The following is an 18,088-nucleotide window of genomic DNA, read 5'->3' as shown; positions in this document are numbered from 1 at the left end:
CAATAACGGGAACGGTTGCGGCCCGAATTCACTTTCCCTTAACCGGCTTTTTGCCTTTCGGCCCCCGCCATGGGGAATGCGTTCAAGCTGGCGATTCAAATACGTCTCCCTCGGTCAAAAGATAGGGGCCTTATAATAATGATGCTTACTAATTAGCGATGGGGATTATAAACAGGGATAATAGACGATGGGAAGCGGCCGTGACATGAAATATCGTCCAGCATGCAGGAACATCTGGCTTTCATTACTGACCGCGTCAGAAAAGATCAGGGCGCATAAACGGTCACTGCCGCCGGCGTATCGAAATATGCGCCGGCGTCTGACCTATGATTTCACTGTCTGCGTTGATACTGTGCGACCGGCGGGTTGTCACTTGCAGTTCTGTGGCAGGAAACGCCCTCACCTTCTTCCAGCTACCTTGCGTCCCTTTACGCAGGCCACCATCTCCCACCCGTGATCCAGTTTAAGACTGTATACATCAAGCTGTAGATCATCTGGCCGGGCGGCACGCTCAATCGCCATACCGCCGCCATAAAAGCGGCCGTTGCCTACCGAAAGCTGAACGGTTTTTATCTTTTCCCGGTGGCCTTAATGCTCAAGCGTCATGCTGAACGGGCGGTTTTGCCTGAAAAGCCAGGCGGCGGCAACGCATAGCCCAGCACACCCCAGCGCTTTTTGGATTCTGCAGTCAGTTTTTTTGCCAGCGAGGCGGAAAACCCGATACTGGCGACGTTGAATGACAAAATTCAGGCACAAAAAAACCGCCCCTGGGCGGTTCGACGACATTGCACAATGTGCTTGTTTTTATTTGTTTTAATCGGTAGTCAAAGCGTGGTGCCCGGGGCGGGACTTGAACCCGCACAGCCATAAGCCGAGGGATTTTAAATCCCTTGTGTCTACCGATTTCACCACCCGGGCAGGGTGTAAAGTGGAGGCGCGTCCCGGAGTCGAACCGAGGTTCACGGATTTGCAATCCGCTGCATGGCCACTCTGCCAACGCGCCTTAATACTGCTCTGCTATCAGGCTTACCTGATAACTAAAATCTGGAGCGGGAAACGAGACTCGAACTCGCGACCCCGACCTTGGCAAGGTCGTGCTCTACCAACTGAGCTATTCCCGCCTTCAGCAGAACCTGCTGATTTACTTTATCTTCTGGCAGACCGGCTGCCTTTCGATGCGTTGCATTCTACTGACATGAAGCAATGAGTCAATAAAATTATCCTCGCCGCCCGCTCGTTTGCTGCTTTTTAAATCGCATCGATCACCGTTCGAACAAATCGGCGCGTGAGGCGCTGAGATACTGGAACATTGACCAGAAGGTCAGCACCGCCGCCACATACAGCGCCACCACGCCAATGCCAACAACCATGCTGTCATAACGCCATAGCAGAGCAAAGAGCGCCATCATCTGGGCGGTTGTTTTTACTTTGCCAATCCAGGAGACCGCCACGCTACTCCGCTTACCTATTTCGGCCATCCACTCCCGAAGCGCAGAAATAATTATTTCACGGGCGATCATCGTGGCGGCCGGTAAGGTAATCCACCAGGAGTGAAAATGTTCCGCCACCAGCACCAGCGCCATCGCGACCATAACCTTATCGGCTACCGGATCAAGAAAGGCGCCAAAGCGGGTGGTCTGCTTCCAGCGCCGCGCCAGATAGCCGTCGAACCAGTCAGTCACAGCAGCGACGATAAAAATCAGTGCGCAGGCCAGGGGCGCCCAGTGAAATGGCAGATAGAACGCCAGCACAAAGAACGGGATCAGAAAGACTCGAAACAGGGTAAGCAACGTCGGAATATTAAAATGCATAGATACGCTAACTGTCTGGCCTGAGTGGAATTTGTCTCTATGTTCCTACATTGCCCCAGGCGTTGCAATGCTTAGTGTTTCAGCGAATAAAAGATTTTCTCTGCCAGCGCATGAGAAATGCCAGGGACCTTCGCAATCTCATCCACCGAGGCATTCATTAAAGGCTGAAGGCCACCCATATATTTGAGCAGCTGCTGGCGTCGTTTCGGTCCGATGCCTTCAATACTCTCCAGCGCGCTGGTATTTTTGACCTTGGCGCGCTTATTACGGTGTCCCGTAATGGCATGGTTATGAGAATCATCACGGATATGCTGAATAACATGCAGCGCAGGTGAATCCGGCGGCAGCGAGAAGCCTTCGCCTTCCGGCTCGAAAAAGAGCGTTTCCAGCCCCGCCTTGCGATCTGTTCCTTTGGCGATCCCGAGCAGGATCGGCCGGGATTTATCCCAGCTAACATCCAGTTCAGCAAATACCTGTTTCGCCTGGCTCAGCTGACCTTTACCGCCATCAATGAGGATCAGGTCCGGAATCTTGCTCTCCTCCAGCGCTTTACCGTAGCGACGACGCAGCACCTGATTCATGGCGGCATAGTCATCCCCAGGCGTAATCCCGGTAATGTTGTAGCGACGGTATTCTGAGCGTAAAGGACCGTTGCTGTCGAACACCACGCAGGAAGCGATAGTCTGCTCGCCCATCGTATGGCTGATATCAAAGCACTCCATACGGCGGATTTCCGGTAGCTTAAGCATCTCAGCCAGCGCTTTAAGCCGCTGATGGATCGTTGACTGCTGCGACAGGCGGCTGACCAGCGCCGTACTGGCGTTAGTGCGGGCCAGCTTAAGGTAGCGGGCGCGATCGCCGCGCGGTTTGTTCTGGATCGTGACTTTTCTTCCTGCCAGTCCGGTCAGTGAGTCGGCCAGCAGATCTTTTTCAGGCAGGGTGAAGTCCAGCAGAATATCTGAAGGTAACGTCCGCGCCTGACTCCCCTGAAGATAAAACTGTCCAACGAAAGTCTGCACGACTTCCGCCAGATCGGTACCGCCGGGGACTTTAGGAAAATAACTGCGGCTGCCGAGGACTTTTCCCTGTCGGATAAACAGTACGTGCAGGCAGGCCATACCGGCATCAAAGGCCACGCCTATGACATCAATATCTTCACCGTTATTGGAGACGAACTGTCTTTCCGTGACGCGGCGAACGGCCTGGATCTGATCGCGTAAGCGCCCTGCTTCCTCAAATTTCAGCTCGCGGCTGGCCGCCTCCATCCGCTCTACCAGCTGGTTCAGTACCTGATCGTCTTTACCGGCCAGGAACAGCCTTACCCACGCAACCTGCTGAGCATATTCCTCTTCCGAGACCAGTCCCGCCACGCAAGGGCCAAGACAGCGGCCAATCTGATACTGCAGACAGGGCCTGGAGCGGTTGCGGTAGACGCTGTTTTCACACTGGCGTATAGGAAAGATTTTTTGCAACAGCGAGAGCGTTTCCCGTACCGCGTACCCATTCGGGAAAGGGCCGAAATACTCTCCTTTGGCCTGTTTGGCGCCACGGTGGCTGGCGAGGCGCGGATGCTCGTCACCGCTCAGAAAGATATAGGGATAGGATTTGTCATCGCGCAGCAGCACGTTATATCGCGGCTGATAAAGCTTGATGTAGTTGTGTTCGAGCAGCAGCGCTTCGGTTTCGGTGTGGGTTACCGTTACATCAATATGCCGGATACTGTCGACCAGCGCTTCCGTTTTGCGGCTGGAAAGGTTACCGCGAAAGTAGCTCGACAGGCGTTTTTTCAGATCCTTCGCTTTACCAACGTAAATAACCGTCTCGCCAGCATCATACATGCGATAAACGCCTGGCTGGCTGGTGACCGTGTTAAGAAAGGATTTTGCATCAAAAACATCATTCACTGCTGATTATTGACTCCGGATTAAACAAGCCATGTCGGATGGCCAGATGGGTCAGCTCAACGTCGCCGCTAATATTGAGCTTGCTGAACATGCGATAACGGTAGCTGTTGACGGTTTTCGGACTCAGATTTAGTCTTTCAGAAATTTCTGACACTTTCTGACCCCGGGTAATCATCAGCATAATCTGTAATTCCCGTTCCGACAAACTCTCGAAGGGAGATTCTGTTTTTTGCGGTTCAATCTGGCTGAGCGCCATTTGCTGAGCGATATCGGACGCAATATAGCGCTGACCGGCATTGACCGAACGGATGGCGTTAACCACTTCCTGCGGGGCGGCGCCTTTGCTGAGATAACCTGCTGCCCCCGCCTGCATAACCCTGGCCGGTAGCGGGTTCTCGGTATGAATGGTTAGCATGATGATTTTGATGTCAGGCGAGTAACGTACGATTTTACGTGTGGCTTCCAGACCGCCAATGCCCGGCATATTCATATCCATCAACACGACATCAACGCTGTTGGTACGGCACCACTTCACCGCCTCTTCGCCGCAGCTTGCCTCACCCACCACCTGAAAACCTTTAATATCTTCCAGTATGCGGCGAATTCCTGCGCGGACGAGTTCATGGTCATCAACAAGAAGAACGCTTATCAAACAGGTCTCTCCAAATGGGGGTTACCAGGGGCCTTCAGGACATATTCCTGGCCTGCGATCTTACCTCTTTTCCGGCAGCGAATGAACAGAAAAAATGGACAGTTGCCGGGGGAATCTATTATTTTCAGCCTCGTATGCGTCGCTTTTTGGTAAGGCTTGTGTGGTATACTTGTCATCAGTTTAGGTATTTTTCTGGCTCTACAGGGGTCAGCAACGTTGATTAAGTAAACAGGAGTCATCATGAGCGATACTGATTTTTCAACCAGTCAAGAGACAAAAACGCTGGCCGAAGAGATGGCCTGTATGAAGGCGCTGGTGACGTTTATGCTTAAGGGTATGGGTCAGGCAGATGCGGGTAAAGTGATCATCAATATGGAAAAGTATATCGCCCAGTTGACCGATGAACGTCAGGCCGAAGTATTCAGCGATACCATCAGCCAGATCAAACAGGCCTATCGTCAGTAAACCGGCTTTATCCTGCAGCGCCCATTGATTTTCTCTCTTTACTGGAACAAGGTAACTTTTTTTTCAGGCTGAAGAGAACAATGGGCTTATTAATCAAAGCAGCGCTGGGTGCGCTGGTGGTTGTGCTGATAGGGATTTTATCCAAAACCCGCAATTATTATATCGCTGGCTTGCTGCCTCTTTTCCCGACGTTTGCCCTTATCGCCCACTATATTGTTGCCAGCGAGCGCGGGGTTGACGCGCTCAGAACCACCATTATCTTCGGCATGTGGGCGATCGTTCCCTATTTTATTTATCTACTTTCGCTGTGGTATTTTGTCGGTATGATGCGCCTTTCCTGGGCACTGGCCAGCGGCGTGGCCTGCTGGTGCCTCGCTGCCTGGCTGCTGATTACGCTGTGGGCCAGATGGCAGGGCTAACGGCCCCGGCTATTCCAGCTTACGGAGACGCCAAGGGTGGGAAGGACTTCTTCGGGACTGAAGCGACGCGCGCCGCGAAATTTATCCGCCAGATGAGGCTGCCTGACGGGGATTCTGACAGCAAACAGATTATCTTCAGACTGAATAACCCCGGCAGACAGCGGCTCGTAAAGCACCTGATGATGTTCAAACATTTGCTCAAGCATCGGCGTTGCAGCGCTGTAGAGATAGTCGATGCCTGAGAGTTCGGCTAACTGTACGCTGTGCCAGAGAATGGCTAACGGCAGTTCAGGATCGACGTCCAGTTTGGCGGAAAAACGCGACATTTCCCAAATTGGGGAGAGTGCCTGATCTTTTTGCTGACGAGGCTGGGGCTCAGCGGTGGTGACAGGCTCCTGCCACTGCATCAATCTTGCACAGCCGCAAATGCCCTGCTGCGCCGTCCAGGCGATCAGCCAGATGACGTCGGAACGGTCAAACCGGTCATATTCCTGTCCCGGTGTACTCAGTCTGGAGGGGATAGACCAGCCCTCACCGCGCGCGAACACGCTGTAGCGATAGCTACCTAATTCTGCCAGTAAAGAGGATGGCATATCCTTCAGCCTGGTCTGGATTATCTTCATCATTGAACCCCTTCGCATTCCCTCGTGAACGCCGCTCCTCACGGCCCAATCGGGGTTATCCACCCTGGGCGCAGGGTAGACAACCGGTTATCAATACGAAACTACTAAATATGGTAGTTGCGCCTTGCTCAGAGCAGCCCTATTGCAGCAGCATAAGCAGCAAGTTGAGTTCTGTTTGGAGCGTTAAACCTTTTTTGCATGTTTTTCTGGTGAAAATTAACCGTGTTCTCTGAAATAGACAAAATCAGTGCGGTTTCAGCGGAGGTTTTCCCCTCGGCGGTCCACTGCAAAATTTCGCGCTCACGCGGACTGAGTTCCATATCCACCACGGTCATTGAAATATCCCTGACCCGCTGTAAGGCCTCTAACAACAGCACCACAAGATGCTGCATTTTGAGCTGGGTTTCCTGCTTTAACTCGATATTTTCAAACGGCTTTCCCGACGCCATGGAAAGTATGCCAATGGCTCTGTTTTTCGCCATACCCGAACATGAAAAGCCTGAGCAGATGCCAAACTCTTTGGCTGCGTCAAACACTCTACTCCCTTCCCGGGCAATTTCATCATTCCAGAGCAATTGTTTCCCCGGCGTCTGACAATAGGTGATGACCGGGTCTATCTTTTCATATTGTTCTTTCTCGTAGGTTTTCAACCACTTGCTGGGATAATTCGTCTTAATAAACACCTTTGGCCGGGTAAAAGGCACGGGATGACGGATATAGAATGCATAAAAATCGAAGCCTAACTTCGCTGTCTGCTGCTCAACGACCGCCATCACCTGAGCCGGCTCGGTGAGAGGGAGCAACGCCGACTCCATCTCATTACGCCAGCAAAAGTAGTTGTCAGATGCCATTTACGCCTCGCCGGATCAGGGGAATTTTTCGTTATTAATACTGTTCCCGATAAGGGGCCAGACAGACAATACGTTCCGCTAATTTAATGATGTAACACGCTTCATGGCCGGTCACCTTAATAGCATCCAGCCAATAGTGTTGACAGAACAGTGAAAATTGCGGGCGACAGGCAACTATACATTAGCAACCGGACACTGTAACAGGCCGGACTACCATGACCAGACAGGAATTCCCCGTAGCATCTTGCGGAGTAGAATAGGATTTTTCCTGAAAATATTCAATAAATTTGACTGCAATAATAGCGATAAACTTTCCTGATATTTTTCACTAAACTAAATGAAACTCACCGGCTACATCATTAACTTTCAATCAAAAATATTAACACACCCTTGATTTAATTGATATAAAACAGGTTCTTTTAACTATTTGCCTTTCTGTTGAAAGATAAAGTTACGTGATGCGATCATGTTGACCTGAATATTCAGTTTGAGAGCCAGAAGTGAGTCCCCGCCTGGAGAGTAATTACGCCATTAACTTGATCGGAAATTTTGTTTTAGTACGCTCAAAGAAGAGGTGATGCTTTCGCTTAAAAAATAGCCGGGTGAATTGATAATATTAATTTATGAGATCTTATCGACATAGGGTGAAAACGATGCTTCAGGTTCTAAGGCAGGATAGGAGACAACAGCGGAACCGTTAAACAGGCGTGTCGCAGTTGCTCTTTAAAAGCTCAACGTAAAATGTTCATACTGCAATAAAAGAAACGTAATTAACCCAGGCTATGGAAAATGTGGCTTTGCTGACATGGTAAAAGCCGGGGGGTAAGCGCCCTGCTGGTGACGATAGCTTACGACCTCGCCATCCCTGATGCGTTTGCGGCTTGCGTTTCAGCCAGGGTAAAGCGCTGCCCAGCCACTTAGAGGGTGAAGAATATGCCTTGCGCGCCACTACCGGCATACGCCAAAACCCCGCATCCCCAGGTGGAAATGATTGGCATGGGCCGCGTTATAATCCGGCCCCAGTGAATTGCCGTAAAAGTGACAGCTCTGCTGGAAAACCTGTTTAAGCCAGTGGGATTTCGCTTCCTGACCCGGCCAGGCTTTCAACACCGAAATGCGTTCGCCGTTTTGCAGCCTGAAGCCAGCAATATCCAGCGCGTCGGCGGTGGCATGCTCGCTGAGTCGTCCTTTGGCGCGGTGGTAGATGTTTCTACAGGCATAGCTGCCAAAATGATCGATACGAACCAGCGGCGAACCTAGCTCAGCCGCAGCGAGTGGTTTTGCTGCCTGGACGACAAACATCGTGCTGCTTAACGCCAGCGGGCAACTCGCCAGAAAGCTTGAGCTAAGGCGGACATCACCAAAGCTTGAAACGCGAACAGGCGCAGAAAGTGGACAGTTCCCGGTAACGGGCTGTGGCTGGGTGAATTTTATGTAGCCTTGCTGCTGCGCCTTTTGTAATACCGCCAGACAACCCGGTGCATCGTCAGCCAGGCGTTTGAGCTTATAGCGGGTCACGAATGTAGGTGAATCGGTGACATTAAGCGGTGTAAATGGATTCCAGGGTGAGGGCAGATATTTTTCCAGCACCGGGACCAGCGCTAATATCAGCAGAAGCACTATGGCTACGGCAAGTAATCCTTTCATCCGCTTTTCCCTCCCGGCAGTGCCTGTCTGATGCCAAAGTCGTCTGACGTTAAAAAGTGTAGCCTCGTTTTTGTGCAATCAAACCCGTTATACCGAACTTTACCTGTTTCGCCCGGCCTTTTACGCTAAGATTTCGGCGTCAATTCAAAAGCCTTCAGAGCTTAAATAACATCACTTAAGGACAGGAACCACACAATGGTCGACCATTCAAAAGCTACGCCTCTCGCGGAGGAAGCGCCGGGTGAGCTGCGGCGAAACCTGCATAATCGTCATATTCAGCTGATCGCCATCGGCGGTGCTATCGGTACCGGCCTGTTTATGGGCTCGGGCAAAACGATAAGCCTGGCCGGGCCGTCGATCATTTTTGTCTATATGATCATCGGTTTTATGCTGTTTTTTGTGATGCGCGCCATGGGTGAGCTGCTGCTGTCAAACCTTGAATACAAATCTTTCAGCGACTTCGCGGCCGATCTGCTTGGCCCCTGGGCGGGCTATTTTACCGGCTGGACCTACTGGTTCTGCTGGGTGGTGACCGGCATCGCTGATGTGGTGGCGATCAGCTCCTACTTCCAGCTCTGGTTCCCGAATTTCTCTATCTGGATGAGTGCGCTGCTCTGTATCGCCGTTTTCCTGTCGCTGAATATCGCCACGGTGAAACTGTTCGGGGAAATGGAGTTCTGGTTTGCCATCATTAAAATTGTCGCTATCGTCGCACTGATTGTGACCGGTATTGTGCTGGTTGCCATGCACTACCCTTCTCCGGGCGGCGGTACAGCATCACTTTCCAATATCTGGGATCATGGCGGCATGTTTCCAAAAGGGCTGAGCGGCTTTTTCGCCGGCTTCCAGATTGCGGTATTCGCTTTTGTCGGGATTGAACTGGTCGGCACTGCGGCGGCAGAGACGCACGATCCGAAAACCGTGCTGCCGAGGGCCATCAATGCCATCCCGCTGCGCATTATCATGTTTTACGTGCTCTCACTGCTGGTCATTATGGCGGTTACGCCCTGGAATCATGTGGTGGCCGATCGCAGCCCCTTTGTTGAAATGTTTGTGCTGATTGGCCTGCCTGCAGCGGCCAGCATCGTTAACTTCGTCGTGCTGACGTCGGCGGCCTCTTCCGCTAACAGCGGTATTTTTTCCACCAGCCGTATGCTGTATGGCCTGTCGCAGCAGGGCGTCGCCCACCGTCGCTTCGGTCAGCTGTCACGGCGCGCCGTCCCGACCACAGGCCTGTTCTTTTCCTGCCTCTGCCTGCTCGGTGGCGTTGCGCTGATCTATCTGATCCCGAATGTAATGAAGGTGTTCACGCTGGTGACCACGGTTTCAGCCATTTTGTTTATGTTTGTCTGGACGATCATTCTCTGCTCTTATCTCGCCTACCGAAAAAGAAACCCTGAGCTGCATGCTGAATCGCACTACAAAATGCCGCTGGGCAAACTGATGTGCTGGGTATGCATGGTGTTCTTCGCCTTTGTGCTGGTGCTGCTGACGCTGCAGGAGGATACCCGTCAGGCGTTAATGGTGACGCCGCTGTGGTTTATTATGCTGGGCATTGGCTGGTGGCTGCGCCAGCGTAAAAAAGCCTGAACCGGGTGCGGGCCTTGCGGCCCGCCATTCACCTGACGCGGATCCCTTCTATTATCATCCGCTGCACATTCTCCACCGTCTGATTAAAAAAACGTTCGTCGCTTAACGTCTTCCCCGTCACCGCCTCAACCTGCATGGCGAAATCAGCATAATGCTGCGTTGTGGCCCAGAGCATAAAAATCAGATGATGCGGCTGCACGGCGGCTAGTTTGCCCTGCGTGATCCAGCCTTCAATCACCGACGCTTTATCATCCACCAGCCCTTTCAGATCGCCTTCCAGTTCCCCTTTCAGCAGCGGTGCGCCCTGCAGCATCTCCATACAGAATAACCGGGAGGCCTGAGGATGGTCGCGTGACACTTCAAGCTTGAGCCGGATGTAGTCCCGGATCGCCTCCAGTGGCTGCTGGTCGTTACGCAGCGCGCGCAGCGGCGCCAGCCAGACATCCAGTATCTCCTTCAGTACCGCAATATAAAGGAGCTCTTTGGAGGGGAAGTAATAGAGAAGATTGGTTTTGGAAACGTCTGCCTTTTCGGCCACCTGGTCGAGGCGGGTGCCATGGATACCGTAGTGGGAGAAGAGCGATAGCGCCGCCGAGAGAATGGCCCTGCGCTTAGCAGCAACGGCCTGAGCACGACGCGTTGGGGCCTTAGTTGATAACTGATCGGATGAACTCACCGTGACTCCATGATCCTTAAGGGTGGCGGAAAGAATAGCAAAACCGCTTTGCGCCGTCCCGATTAATGCCTGCACGCTAACGGCACAAGCCTGCCTGATTTTTGTGCATATTTTTTACCAAATGGTCCATTTCAGACCAGCCGCTCAGTAACAAACCGGAATAAAAACCTTAACTCGTTGACTCTGCTAGCAATTAATAAACTGGCACGCCCATTGCAATTACCCTTCTGAGCGCCGCTTTCAGGAAGCCGCAGGATGCACCGCAGCGCGTATAACGATATTGACGCTTATACAGAGGTATCCCTATGAAAATCGGTGTATTTATTCCTATCGGCAATAACGGCTGGTTAATTTCCACTACTGCGCCTCAGTACAAACCAACCTTTGAGCTGAATAAAGAAATCGTCCTTAAGGCGGAACACTACCACTTCGATTTCGCGCTCTCGATGATCAAGCTGCGCGGCTTCGGCGGTAAAACTGAGTTCTGGGATCATAATCTGGAATCTTTCACCCTGATGGCGGGCCTGGCTGCCGTGACTTCCCGCATCGAGATCTATGCAACGGCGGCGACCCTGACGCTGCCGCCCGCCATCGTGGCGCGCATGGCTTCCACTATCGACTCCATCTCCGGTGGCCGCTTCGGCGTTAATCTCGTGACCGGCTGGCAGAAGCCGGAATATGACCAGATGGGCATCTGGCCGGGCGATGAGTACTTTTCCCGCCGCTATGACTATCTGACGGAATATGTCTCCGTGCTGCGCGATCTCTGGGGCACAGGGAAATCCGATCTTAAAGGCGAGTTCTTCACCATGAACGACTGTCGCGTCAGTCCTCAGCCGCAAAGAGCGATGAAGGTCATCTGTGCCGGGCAGAGCGATGCCGGAATGGCGTTCTCCGCCAGACACGCCGACTACAACTTTTGCTTCGGCAAGGGCGTAAATACGCCTTCTGCTTTCGCCCCTACCGCCTCCCGGATGAAAGCCGCTGCAGATGAGGCCGGACGTGACGTGGGTTCTTACGTGCTGTTTATGATTATTGCCGGTGAAACAGACGAAGCGGCACGCGCCCGCTGGGAACTGTATAAAGAAGGTGCGGATGAAGAGGCGCTTGCCTGGCTGACCACCCAAAGCCAGCAGGACAAACGCTCAGGCAGCGATACCAACGTGCGGCAGATGGCCGATCCTACTTCTGCGGTCAATATCAATATGGGCACGCTGGTCGGCTCCTGGGCCAGCGTCGCCCGTATGCTGGACGAAGTCGCCACCGTCGAGGGCGCGGAAGGCGTGCTGCTCACCTTTGATGATTTCCTGCAGGGAATTGAAGATTTTGGTGAACGCATCCAGCCGTTGATGAAAAGCCGTAGCGGCATCCTTGATATCACGAAAGAGGTGGCGTGATGAGCAGCCCAACTAGTGTGGTTTGTACGACCGCTTCCACTAAAAATAGCATCACGCTTGCTGCCCGTCCGGAAGCCATTACGTTTCCCCCGGCGCAGACAGCGCTAATCGTGGTCGATATGCAGAATGCTTATGCCACCGCAGGCGGCTATCTGGACTTAGCCGGGTTTGATGTCTCTGCGACACGCCCGGTGATTGAAAACATCAGGCAGGCCGTCAAGGCTGCCCGTGGGGCAGGCATTCAGATTATCTGGTTTCAGAATGGCTGGGACGAGCGTTACCTGGAAGCGGGTGGTCCTGGCTCGCCGAACTGGCATAAATCAAATGCCTTAAAAACCATGCGCGTCAGGCCTGAGCTGGATGGAAAACTCCTGGCCAAAGGCGGCTGGGATTATGCGCTGGTGGATGAGCTACAGCCGCATCCAGACGATATTGTCCTGCCCAAGCCCCGCTACAGCGGCTTTTACCATACCCCGCTCGACAGCATGCTGCGCAGCCGGGGGATCAGGCATCTGGTCTTTACCGGCATCGCCACCAATGTCTGCGTGGAGTCCACGCTGCGGGATGGCTTTTTCCTGGAGTATTTTGGCGTTGTGCTTGAGGATGCCACACATCAGGCCGGTCCGGCTTTTGCCCAGCAGGCAGCCCTCTTCAATATTGAAACGTTTTTTGGCTGGGTTTCTGACGTCACAGCGTTTTGCTCAGCCTTACAAACCCATCCGGCGCCGCTCGCGCATACGGTCTGAACTCCCGGAGAAAAATATGCCTAAAACGATTATTACGCCACCGGGAAGCAGCATACCTATTGCGCCGTTTGTACCGGGAACGCTGGCCGACGGCGTGGTTTACGTCTCAGGAACGCTCCCTTTCGATGAGCATAACAATGTGGTGCATGTTGGCGATGCAGCCGCCCAGACGCGGCACGTGCTGGAAACCATCAAGCTTGTGATCGAAACGGCAGGAGGAACCCTGAACGATGTGACGTTCAACTCTATTTTTATCACCGACTGGCGCAATTATGCAGCAGTGAACGCCGTCTATGCGGATTTCTTTCCCGGTGAAAAACCGGCCCGTTTCTGCATCCAGTGCGGACTGGTGAAGCCTGATGCGCTGGTCGAAATCGCCAGCGTGGCCCATATCGCTCAGTAACGGAGAGTCTGATGCATTTGACGCTTTCTGGTACCGCCCATCCGGATGCAGTAACGCTGGTCCTGTCAGCAGGGTTGGGAGGTCTGGGCAGTTTCTGGCTGCCGCAGATGAATGCGCTAGGCGCACGCTATCGCATAGTAACTTACGATCAGCGTGGAACAGGCCGCAGTACTGACACGCTGCCTGAAGGCTACAGCGTGAGCGATATGGCCGCAGAACTCGCCGTGGCGCTGGCCGGAAAAGGGATCGACCGCTATCTCGTGATCGGCCATGCGGTGGGGGGAATGATTGCCATGCAGCTGGCGCTGGACTACCCCGAACGTGTCACTGGTCTGGTGGTCGTTAACGGCTGGCTTCGGCTTGATGCCCATACGCGGCGCTGCTTTACCCTTCGTCAGGAACTATTGCTGAATTGCGGCGTTGAGAGCTATGTGCGGGCGCAGCCGCTGTTCCTCTACCCTGCTGAGTGGCTGTCTGAAAATCAGGCCCAAATCGAGGCTGAAGATGCGCTGCACGCCGCGCATTTTCAGGGAACGGAGAACCTGCTGCGCCGTCTGCATGCCCTGATGGCCTGTGACTTTACCGATAAAGCGCAGGCGATTGTACAGCCGGTACTGCTGATCTGTTCACGCGACGATCTGCTGATCCCCTGGCCCTGTTCGCACAAGCTATATGCGTCACTACCTGTTGCCACTTTACAGGAGATGACCTGGGGCGGCCATGCGATGAGCGTCAGCGACAGCGCCACTTTTAACGACCTGTTACTGGATTGGCTTGCCAGCCAACCCAGTGTGACTGAAACCACTGAACTGGAGCTGACATGGCAGAAGCCCTGAATGAAACCGCGCTGGAAACTCTTTTTACTGCTGCACGCACGTTCAACGGCTGGCAGGATCGCCCCGTCAGCCGGGAACAGATCCAGCAGATTTACGATCTGCTGAAAATGGGGCCAACCTCAGCCAATTGCAGTCCTGCCCGCTTTGCTTTTGTCAGCAGTGAAGCAGGCAAGGCGAAGCTGAAGCCCACACTTTCCAGCGGCAACCTGGAAAAAACCCTCTCCGCGCCCGTTACGGCTATCGTCGCCTGGGATCCGGCCTTTTATGAACAGCTTCCCATGTTATTTCCCCATGCGGACGCAAAAGTGTGGTTTACCAGCAGTCCGGCACTGGCCGAAGAGACCACTTTTCGTAACAGCTCTCTTCAGGCTGCTTACCTGATTGCCGCCTGCCGTGCGCTGGGGCTGGATACTGGCCCGATGTCCGGTTTCGATCGTGAGGCGGTTGATGCCGCTTTTTTCGGGGCCAGCGGCTGGAAAAGCAATATGTTGATTAACATCGGTTATGGCGACCCAACCAAAGTTTACGCCCGTCTGCCACGGCTCGATTTCGATATCGCCTGTACGTTTGAATAAGGGGAAGATTATGTCACTGGCAACATTAACGCCTGCCGCTTTAAATACCGTGGAAAAACAGGATTACCGCAACGCGATGGCCCGTCTTGGCGCAGCGGTCAATATCATCACCACCGACGGCCCTGCGGGGCGAGCCGGTTTCACCGCTTCTGCGGTGTGTAGCGTGACCGATACGCCGCCTGCGCTGCTGGTTTGCCTGAATCGCTCGGCCTCGGTGTGGGACACTTTCAATACAAACCGCCGCCTTTGCGTAAATACCCTGGCGGCCGGACATGAAACCCTCTCGGCGCTGTTTGGCGGAAAAACAGCGATGGAAGAACGCTTTATCGCTGCGGAGTGGTCAACGCTGGTGACCGGCTCCCCTATTCTGACTGGTGCGGTTGCCTCTTTTGACTGCCTTGTTACGCAGGTAATGAGTGTGGGCACCCATGACATTTTGGTGTGTGAAGCGCAGGCGCTTTTATGCAATCAGGAGACGCATGGCCTGATCTATTTCGATCGCGGATATCATCATTTAAGGCGGCAGGAAGCCTGATGCGCCGCCCCGGCGGTTACTGCTTTATTCACTTCTCTGGAGAAGACGATGGCAACTTCCTGGTTTCCCCACTGGCGTAAACAGACGGCCTCAGCACAAGGTTTAGTTGCGCCAGATGAAATGCTACCGCTGGGTCAGACGCTGATAATGGGTCTTCAGCATGCGGTCGCCATGTTTGGCGCCACGGTGCTGATGCCCCTGCTGATGGGCCTCGATCCTAACCTTTCCATTTTGATGTCCGGCATCGGCACCCTGCTCTTCTTTGTGATTACGGGAGGACGCGTACCCAGCTATCTCGGTTCCAGCGCCGCCTTCGTCGGCGTGGTGATTGCAGTGACCGGCTACTCAGGACAGGGAGTTAATCCGGCACTGAGCGTTGCGCTGGGTGGCATTATCGCCTGTGGCCTGGTTTATACCCTGATTGGTTTTATTGTGATGAAAGCAGGGACGCGCTGGATTGAAAAGCTGATGCCGCCCGTCGTAACTGGTGCCGTGGTGATGGCGATTGGTCTGAACCTTGCTCCTGTCGCCGTACGCAGCGTTTCCGCCTCCATGTTCGATAGCTGGATAGCCGTAATGACCGTACTTTGTATCGGTGTGGTGGCGGTATTTACACGAGGGATGGTGCAACGCCTGCTGATCCTGGTTGGGCTGATTGCGGCCTGGGCGATTTATGCGCTGCTGACGAATGGACTCGGACTGGGCAAACCTGTTGATTTCAGCCCGATCACCGCCGTGCCGTGGTTTGGTCTTCCCACCCTGACCCATCCGACATTCTCCAGCCATGCGATGTTTATCATCGCACCGGTAGCGGTGATCCTGGTGGCGGAAAACCTGGGGCATCTGAAGGCAGTTGCGGGAATGACAGGAAAAAACCTCGATCCTTATATGGGGCGGGCGTTCGTGGGAGACGGCCTGGCGACGATGCTGTCTGGCGGCGTTGGCGGCAGTGGGGTCACTACCTATGCGGAGAATATTGGGGTGATGGCAGTAACCAGAGTCTACTCCACGCTCGTATTTGTGGCGGCGGCGATTATCGCGATCCTGCTCGGCTTTTCGCCTAAATTCGGCGCATTGATCCAGACGATCCCTGCGCCGGTGATTGGCGGTGCCTCGATCGTTGTTTTCGGGCTTATTGCGGTTGCAGGCGCCCGGATCTGGCTCCAGAACCATGTCGATCTGGGACAGAACGGCAATCTGATCATGGTGGCGGTGACGCTGGTACTTGGCGCGGGGGATTTTGCGCTGACCGTCGGCAGTTTTACCCTGGGCGGCATCGGGACGGCGACCTTTGGCGCCATTATGCTCAATGCCATCCTCAGCCGTCGCGCAACTGTCCTGGGTAGCCAGAGCGTGATACGTCAGGACAGCTAGTTAACTTCACCCTTCTGGGGCGAAGGATCTCTCTTTGCCCTGTTTTTGCGCCTGAGCTTTAACTCACTGACGACAACTCCCGCCACGATCAACGCACCGCCCAAAAGCGCCACGGCGGGCAGACGCTCACCGGCAATCCGGCCCACAATCCCAGCCCAGACCGGCTCTCCCGCATAGATGACCGTCGCCCTTGTGGGAGAGACGCTGCGCTGCGCCCAGTTCATGGTCACCTGAATAATGGCGCTGGCGATGCCCAGTCCAACAGCGCTTACCAGCAGATAAGGTGAGAATGCGGGCACCGACTCGCCGTTAGGCCCCATCAGGGCGAAAGCGAAGATCGACGCGACAGCCAGTTGCACAACGGTCACTCTTTTAACGTCCACCTTTCCCGCACAGGCGCTGATGAGGATAATTTCCGCCGCAATAGCCAGCGTGCTGAGCAGCGTGGCCAGTTCGCCGGCGTTAAAGGCCAGCGATCCACTTTCCGGTCCCGCCAGTAGCATCAGACCGCTAAATGCGAGCAGGATGCCGATCCAGGCCATTACTCCCGGTAAGCGGCCAAGAAATATCCACTGTAAAAGCGGCACCAGCGGCACATACAGCGCGGTGATAAATGCCGATTTACTGCTGCTGATAGTCTGCATCCCCCAGGTTTGCAGGCCATAGCCGCAACCGATAGCCAGCCCAATCAGCGCGCCTGCCTTTAGTTCTCTCCGGGTCAGGCCACGCAGAGAGCGCCATGAAAAAAGAGCCAGAAGTAGCGCTGCGGTTGCAAAGCGAGTTCCAACAAAAAAGAAGGGTCCGCTAACGGTCATGGCATGATGAACCGCCAGAAACGTTCCACCCCAGATCATGGTGATAAAAACGAGGACGAGCTCCTGACGGGTGAAGGTGAGTTTATAACGGGTAAAAGCAGACATGAGAAAGCCGGATCGGAAAAATTTGCGCTAGTGTGCAGAGGGTTAACATGCAGGTCAACTAAGAATAGGTTACCGCCGGGTCTTCCCCGGCGGCGTGAGCACAGATTTGCCGCAGCGATACGAGTAATCAGGTTTGCTCGCGGCTTCCACGACTGTTACGCCCACCTTTTTCTCCTGCCTCGGAAGCCCGTTGAGGGTCATTCTTAAAATTCCCCCCGCTGACTTTACCGCCCTTTCGGCCAGCTTCTGATGCTCTTTTACGATCTTCAGCGAAATTTCCAGATCCACCACGATGCTCTGCCATTTTCAACCTCCAAATAGTTAAGCCACCATACTGCTTTCGGGCATTTTTACACCAAAATGGTGAGGGTTAAGCGCAGCTGCTATTCACGGGCAGCTACGTAATTAAGCATAGTTTACGCCGCAGCAACTGCTAATTTTTTCTTAATGCCGCTGAAAAAGTGCGGTGAAGCGGCTGAAGGATAACATTATTTTTTCTAAACTATTATTCAGAAACCTATAACCAAAAGAGGTCAGATAAACAGAAAATCCAGCCTTGTCTGCTGCAAGCTATTCCCTCTCTTCTATAATTACCTTTCCGGCGAAAACTGACGACCTAAGCAGGAGCAACTGATGACTGACGCAGAAAAGCGCTCTGGCGCTA

At 53.6% G+C, this 18,088-nt stretch carries 19 protein-coding genes, 3 tRNA genes and 1 pseudogene; 10 read left to right on the top strand and 13 right to left on the bottom strand.

The window, feature by feature from the left end; all coding sequences use genetic code 11:
- Positions 1 to 283 precede the first annotated feature (283 nt).
- The 7 genes and pseudogenes from EA20_RS21125 to uvrY all read right to left on the bottom strand — a co-directional run.
- Positions 284 to 743 (bottom strand): annotated as a pseudogene (locus tag EA20_RS21125) (lipid kinase); the annotation flags it as partial.
- A gap of 89 nt (positions 744 to 832) precedes the next feature.
- Positions 833 to 918: transfer RNA gene (locus EA20_RS0115450), tRNA-Leu, on the bottom strand.
- Between the two features lie 11 nt (positions 919 to 929).
- Positions 930 to 1,003 (bottom strand) — tRNA-Cys (locus tag EA20_RS0115445).
- A gap of 42 nt (positions 1,004 to 1,045) precedes the next feature.
- Positions 1,046 to 1,121, bottom strand: a tRNA-Gly gene (locus EA20_RS0115440).
- A 141-nt stretch (positions 1,122 to 1,262) separates the two neighbouring features.
- Positions 1,263 to 1,811, bottom strand: coding sequence for a CDP-diacylglycerol--glycerol-3-phosphate 3-phosphatidyltransferase (pgsA, locus tag EA20_RS0115435; RefSeq protein WP_024967686.1), 549 nt, complete (start codon positions 1,809 to 1,811; stop codon positions 1,263 to 1,265).
- A 71-nt stretch (positions 1,812 to 1,882) separates the two neighbouring features.
- A complete protein-coding gene (uvrC, locus tag EA20_RS0115430; RefSeq protein ID WP_024967685.1) occupies positions 1,883 to 3,715 on the bottom strand; it encodes an excinuclease ABC subunit UvrC in 1,833 nt (610 codons plus the stop codon).
- A complete protein-coding gene (uvrY, locus tag EA20_RS0115425) occupies positions 3,708 to 4,367 on the bottom strand; it encodes a UvrY/SirA/GacA family response regulator transcription factor (RefSeq protein ID WP_024967684.1) in 660 nt (219 codons plus the stop codon). The genes uvrC and uvrY overlap by 8 nt, the downstream gene beginning before the upstream one ends.
- Positions 4,368 to 4,607: 240 nt before the next feature.
- Here uvrY and EA20_RS0115420 point away from each other — a divergent pair, with 240 nt between their 5' ends.
- Both EA20_RS0115420 and EA20_RS0115415 read left to right on the top strand, forming a co-directional pair.
- Entirely contained in the window at positions 4,608 to 4,832 is a 225-nt protein-coding gene (locus EA20_RS0115420) for a DUF2594 family protein (protein ID WP_024967683.1), read from the top strand.
- 80 nt (positions 4,833 to 4,912) lie between these two features.
- Positions 4,913 to 5,251, top strand: a complete 339-nt coding sequence (locus EA20_RS0115415) for a GlpM family protein (RefSeq protein ID WP_024967682.1) — start codon at positions 4,913 to 4,915, stop codon at positions 5,249 to 5,251.
- Here the strand turns inward: EA20_RS0115415 and EA20_RS0115410 are convergent.
- The 3 genes from EA20_RS0115410 to EA20_RS0115400 all read right to left on the bottom strand — a co-directional run bounded on the left by EA20_RS0115410 (position 5,248) and on the right by EA20_RS0115400 (position 8,372).
- On the bottom strand, positions 5,248 to 5,874 hold the full coding sequence (locus EA20_RS0115410; RefSeq protein WP_024967681.1) for an acyl-homoserine-lactone synthase: 627 nt from the start codon (positions 5,872 to 5,874) through the stop codon (positions 5,248 to 5,250). The two genes, EA20_RS0115415 and EA20_RS0115410, sit on opposite strands and share 4 nt — an antisense overlap.
- Positions 5,875 to 6,002: 128 nt before the next feature.
- Positions 6,003 to 6,725 (bottom strand): transcriptional regulator SdiA, encoded by a 723-nt coding sequence (sdiA, locus tag EA20_RS0115405; protein WP_024967680.1) that lies wholly within the window; start codon positions 6,723 to 6,725, stop codon positions 6,003 to 6,005.
- 948 nt (positions 6,726 to 7,673) lie between these two features.
- Positions 7,674 to 8,372 (bottom strand): extensin family protein, encoded by a 699-nt coding sequence (locus EA20_RS0115400; protein WP_024967679.1) that lies wholly within the window; start codon positions 8,370 to 8,372, stop codon positions 7,674 to 7,676.
- Between the two features lie 195 nt (positions 8,373 to 8,567).
- Here EA20_RS0115400 and cycA point away from each other — a divergent pair, with 195 nt between their 5' ends.
- Entirely contained in the window at positions 8,568 to 9,962 is a 1,395-nt protein-coding gene (gene cycA, locus EA20_RS0115395; RefSeq protein WP_024967678.1) for a D-serine/D-alanine/glycine transporter, read from the top strand.
- Positions 9,963 to 9,990: 28 nt separating this feature from the next.
- On the opposite strand, the gene rutR is transcribed toward cycA, so the two are convergent.
- Complete coding sequence (gene rutR, locus EA20_RS0115390; RefSeq protein ID WP_038381723.1) at positions 9,991 to 10,638, bottom strand: HTH-type transcriptional regulator RutR; 648 nt, start codon at positions 10,636 to 10,638, stop codon at positions 9,991 to 9,993.
- 305 nt (positions 10,639 to 10,943) lie between these two features.
- Here rutR and rutA point away from each other — a divergent pair, with 305 nt between their 5' ends.
- Genes rutA through rutG form a run of 7 tightly spaced genes read left to right on the top strand, consistent with a single transcriptional unit; the run spans position 10,944 to position 16,504 of the window.
- Positions 10,944 to 12,035, top strand: a complete 1,092-nt coding sequence (rutA, locus tag EA20_RS0115385) for a pyrimidine utilization protein A (RefSeq protein WP_024967676.1) — start codon at positions 10,944 to 10,946, stop codon at positions 12,033 to 12,035.
- Positions 12,035 to 12,781, top strand: a complete 747-nt coding sequence (gene rutB / locus EA20_RS0115380; protein ID WP_051516380.1) for a pyrimidine utilization protein B — start codon at positions 12,035 to 12,037, stop codon at positions 12,779 to 12,781. Before rutA ends, rutB begins: the two co-directional genes overlap by 1 nt.
- A 16-nt stretch (positions 12,782 to 12,797) precedes the next feature.
- Positions 12,798 to 13,184, top strand: a complete 387-nt coding sequence (gene rutC / locus EA20_RS0115375; protein WP_024967674.1) for a pyrimidine utilization protein C — start codon at positions 12,798 to 12,800, stop codon at positions 13,182 to 13,184.
- Between the two features lie 11 nt (positions 13,185 to 13,195).
- Entirely contained in the window at positions 13,196 to 14,020 is an 825-nt protein-coding gene (gene rutD, locus EA20_RS0115370) for a pyrimidine utilization protein D (protein WP_024967673.1), read from the top strand.
- Complete coding sequence (locus tag EA20_RS0115365) at positions 14,005 to 14,595, top strand: malonic semialdehyde reductase (protein ID WP_024967672.1); 591 nt, start codon at positions 14,005 to 14,007, stop codon at positions 14,593 to 14,595. Before rutD ends, EA20_RS0115365 begins: the two co-directional genes overlap by 16 nt.
- Positions 14,596 to 14,605: 10 nt before the next feature.
- On the top strand, positions 14,606 to 15,130 hold the full coding sequence (gene rutF / locus EA20_RS0115360) for an NADH-dependent FMN reductase RutF (protein WP_024967671.1): 525 nt from the start codon (positions 14,606 to 14,608) through the stop codon (positions 15,128 to 15,130).
- Positions 15,131 to 15,178: 48 nt separating this feature from the next.
- A complete protein-coding gene (rutG, locus tag EA20_RS0115355; RefSeq protein ID WP_024967670.1) occupies positions 15,179 to 16,504 on the top strand; it encodes a pyrimidine utilization transport protein G in 1,326 nt (441 codons plus the stop codon).
- On the opposite strand, the gene EA20_RS0115350 is transcribed toward rutG, so the two are convergent.
- Positions 16,501 to 17,424: a DMT family transporter gene (locus EA20_RS0115350; protein WP_024967669.1), complete on the bottom strand. Its 924-nt coding sequence runs from the start codon at positions 17,422 to 17,424 to the stop codon at positions 16,501 to 16,503. The genes rutG and EA20_RS0115350 overlap by 4 nt on opposite strands.
- A 127-nt stretch (positions 17,425 to 17,551) precedes the next feature.
- Positions 17,552 to 17,728 (bottom strand): general stress protein, encoded by a 177-nt coding sequence (locus EA20_RS0115345; RefSeq protein WP_071995434.1) that lies wholly within the window; start codon positions 17,726 to 17,728, stop codon positions 17,552 to 17,554.
- Between the last annotated feature and the right edge of the window lie 360 nt (positions 17,729 to 18,088).

The organism is Pantoea sp. IMH (assembly GCF_000599885.1).
Lineage (GTDB): Bacteria > Pseudomonadota > Gammaproteobacteria > Enterobacterales > Enterobacteriaceae > Erwinia.
The sequence above is the reverse complement of the archived record's forward strand: the minus strand, read 5'-3'. Positions and strand labels throughout refer to the sequence as shown.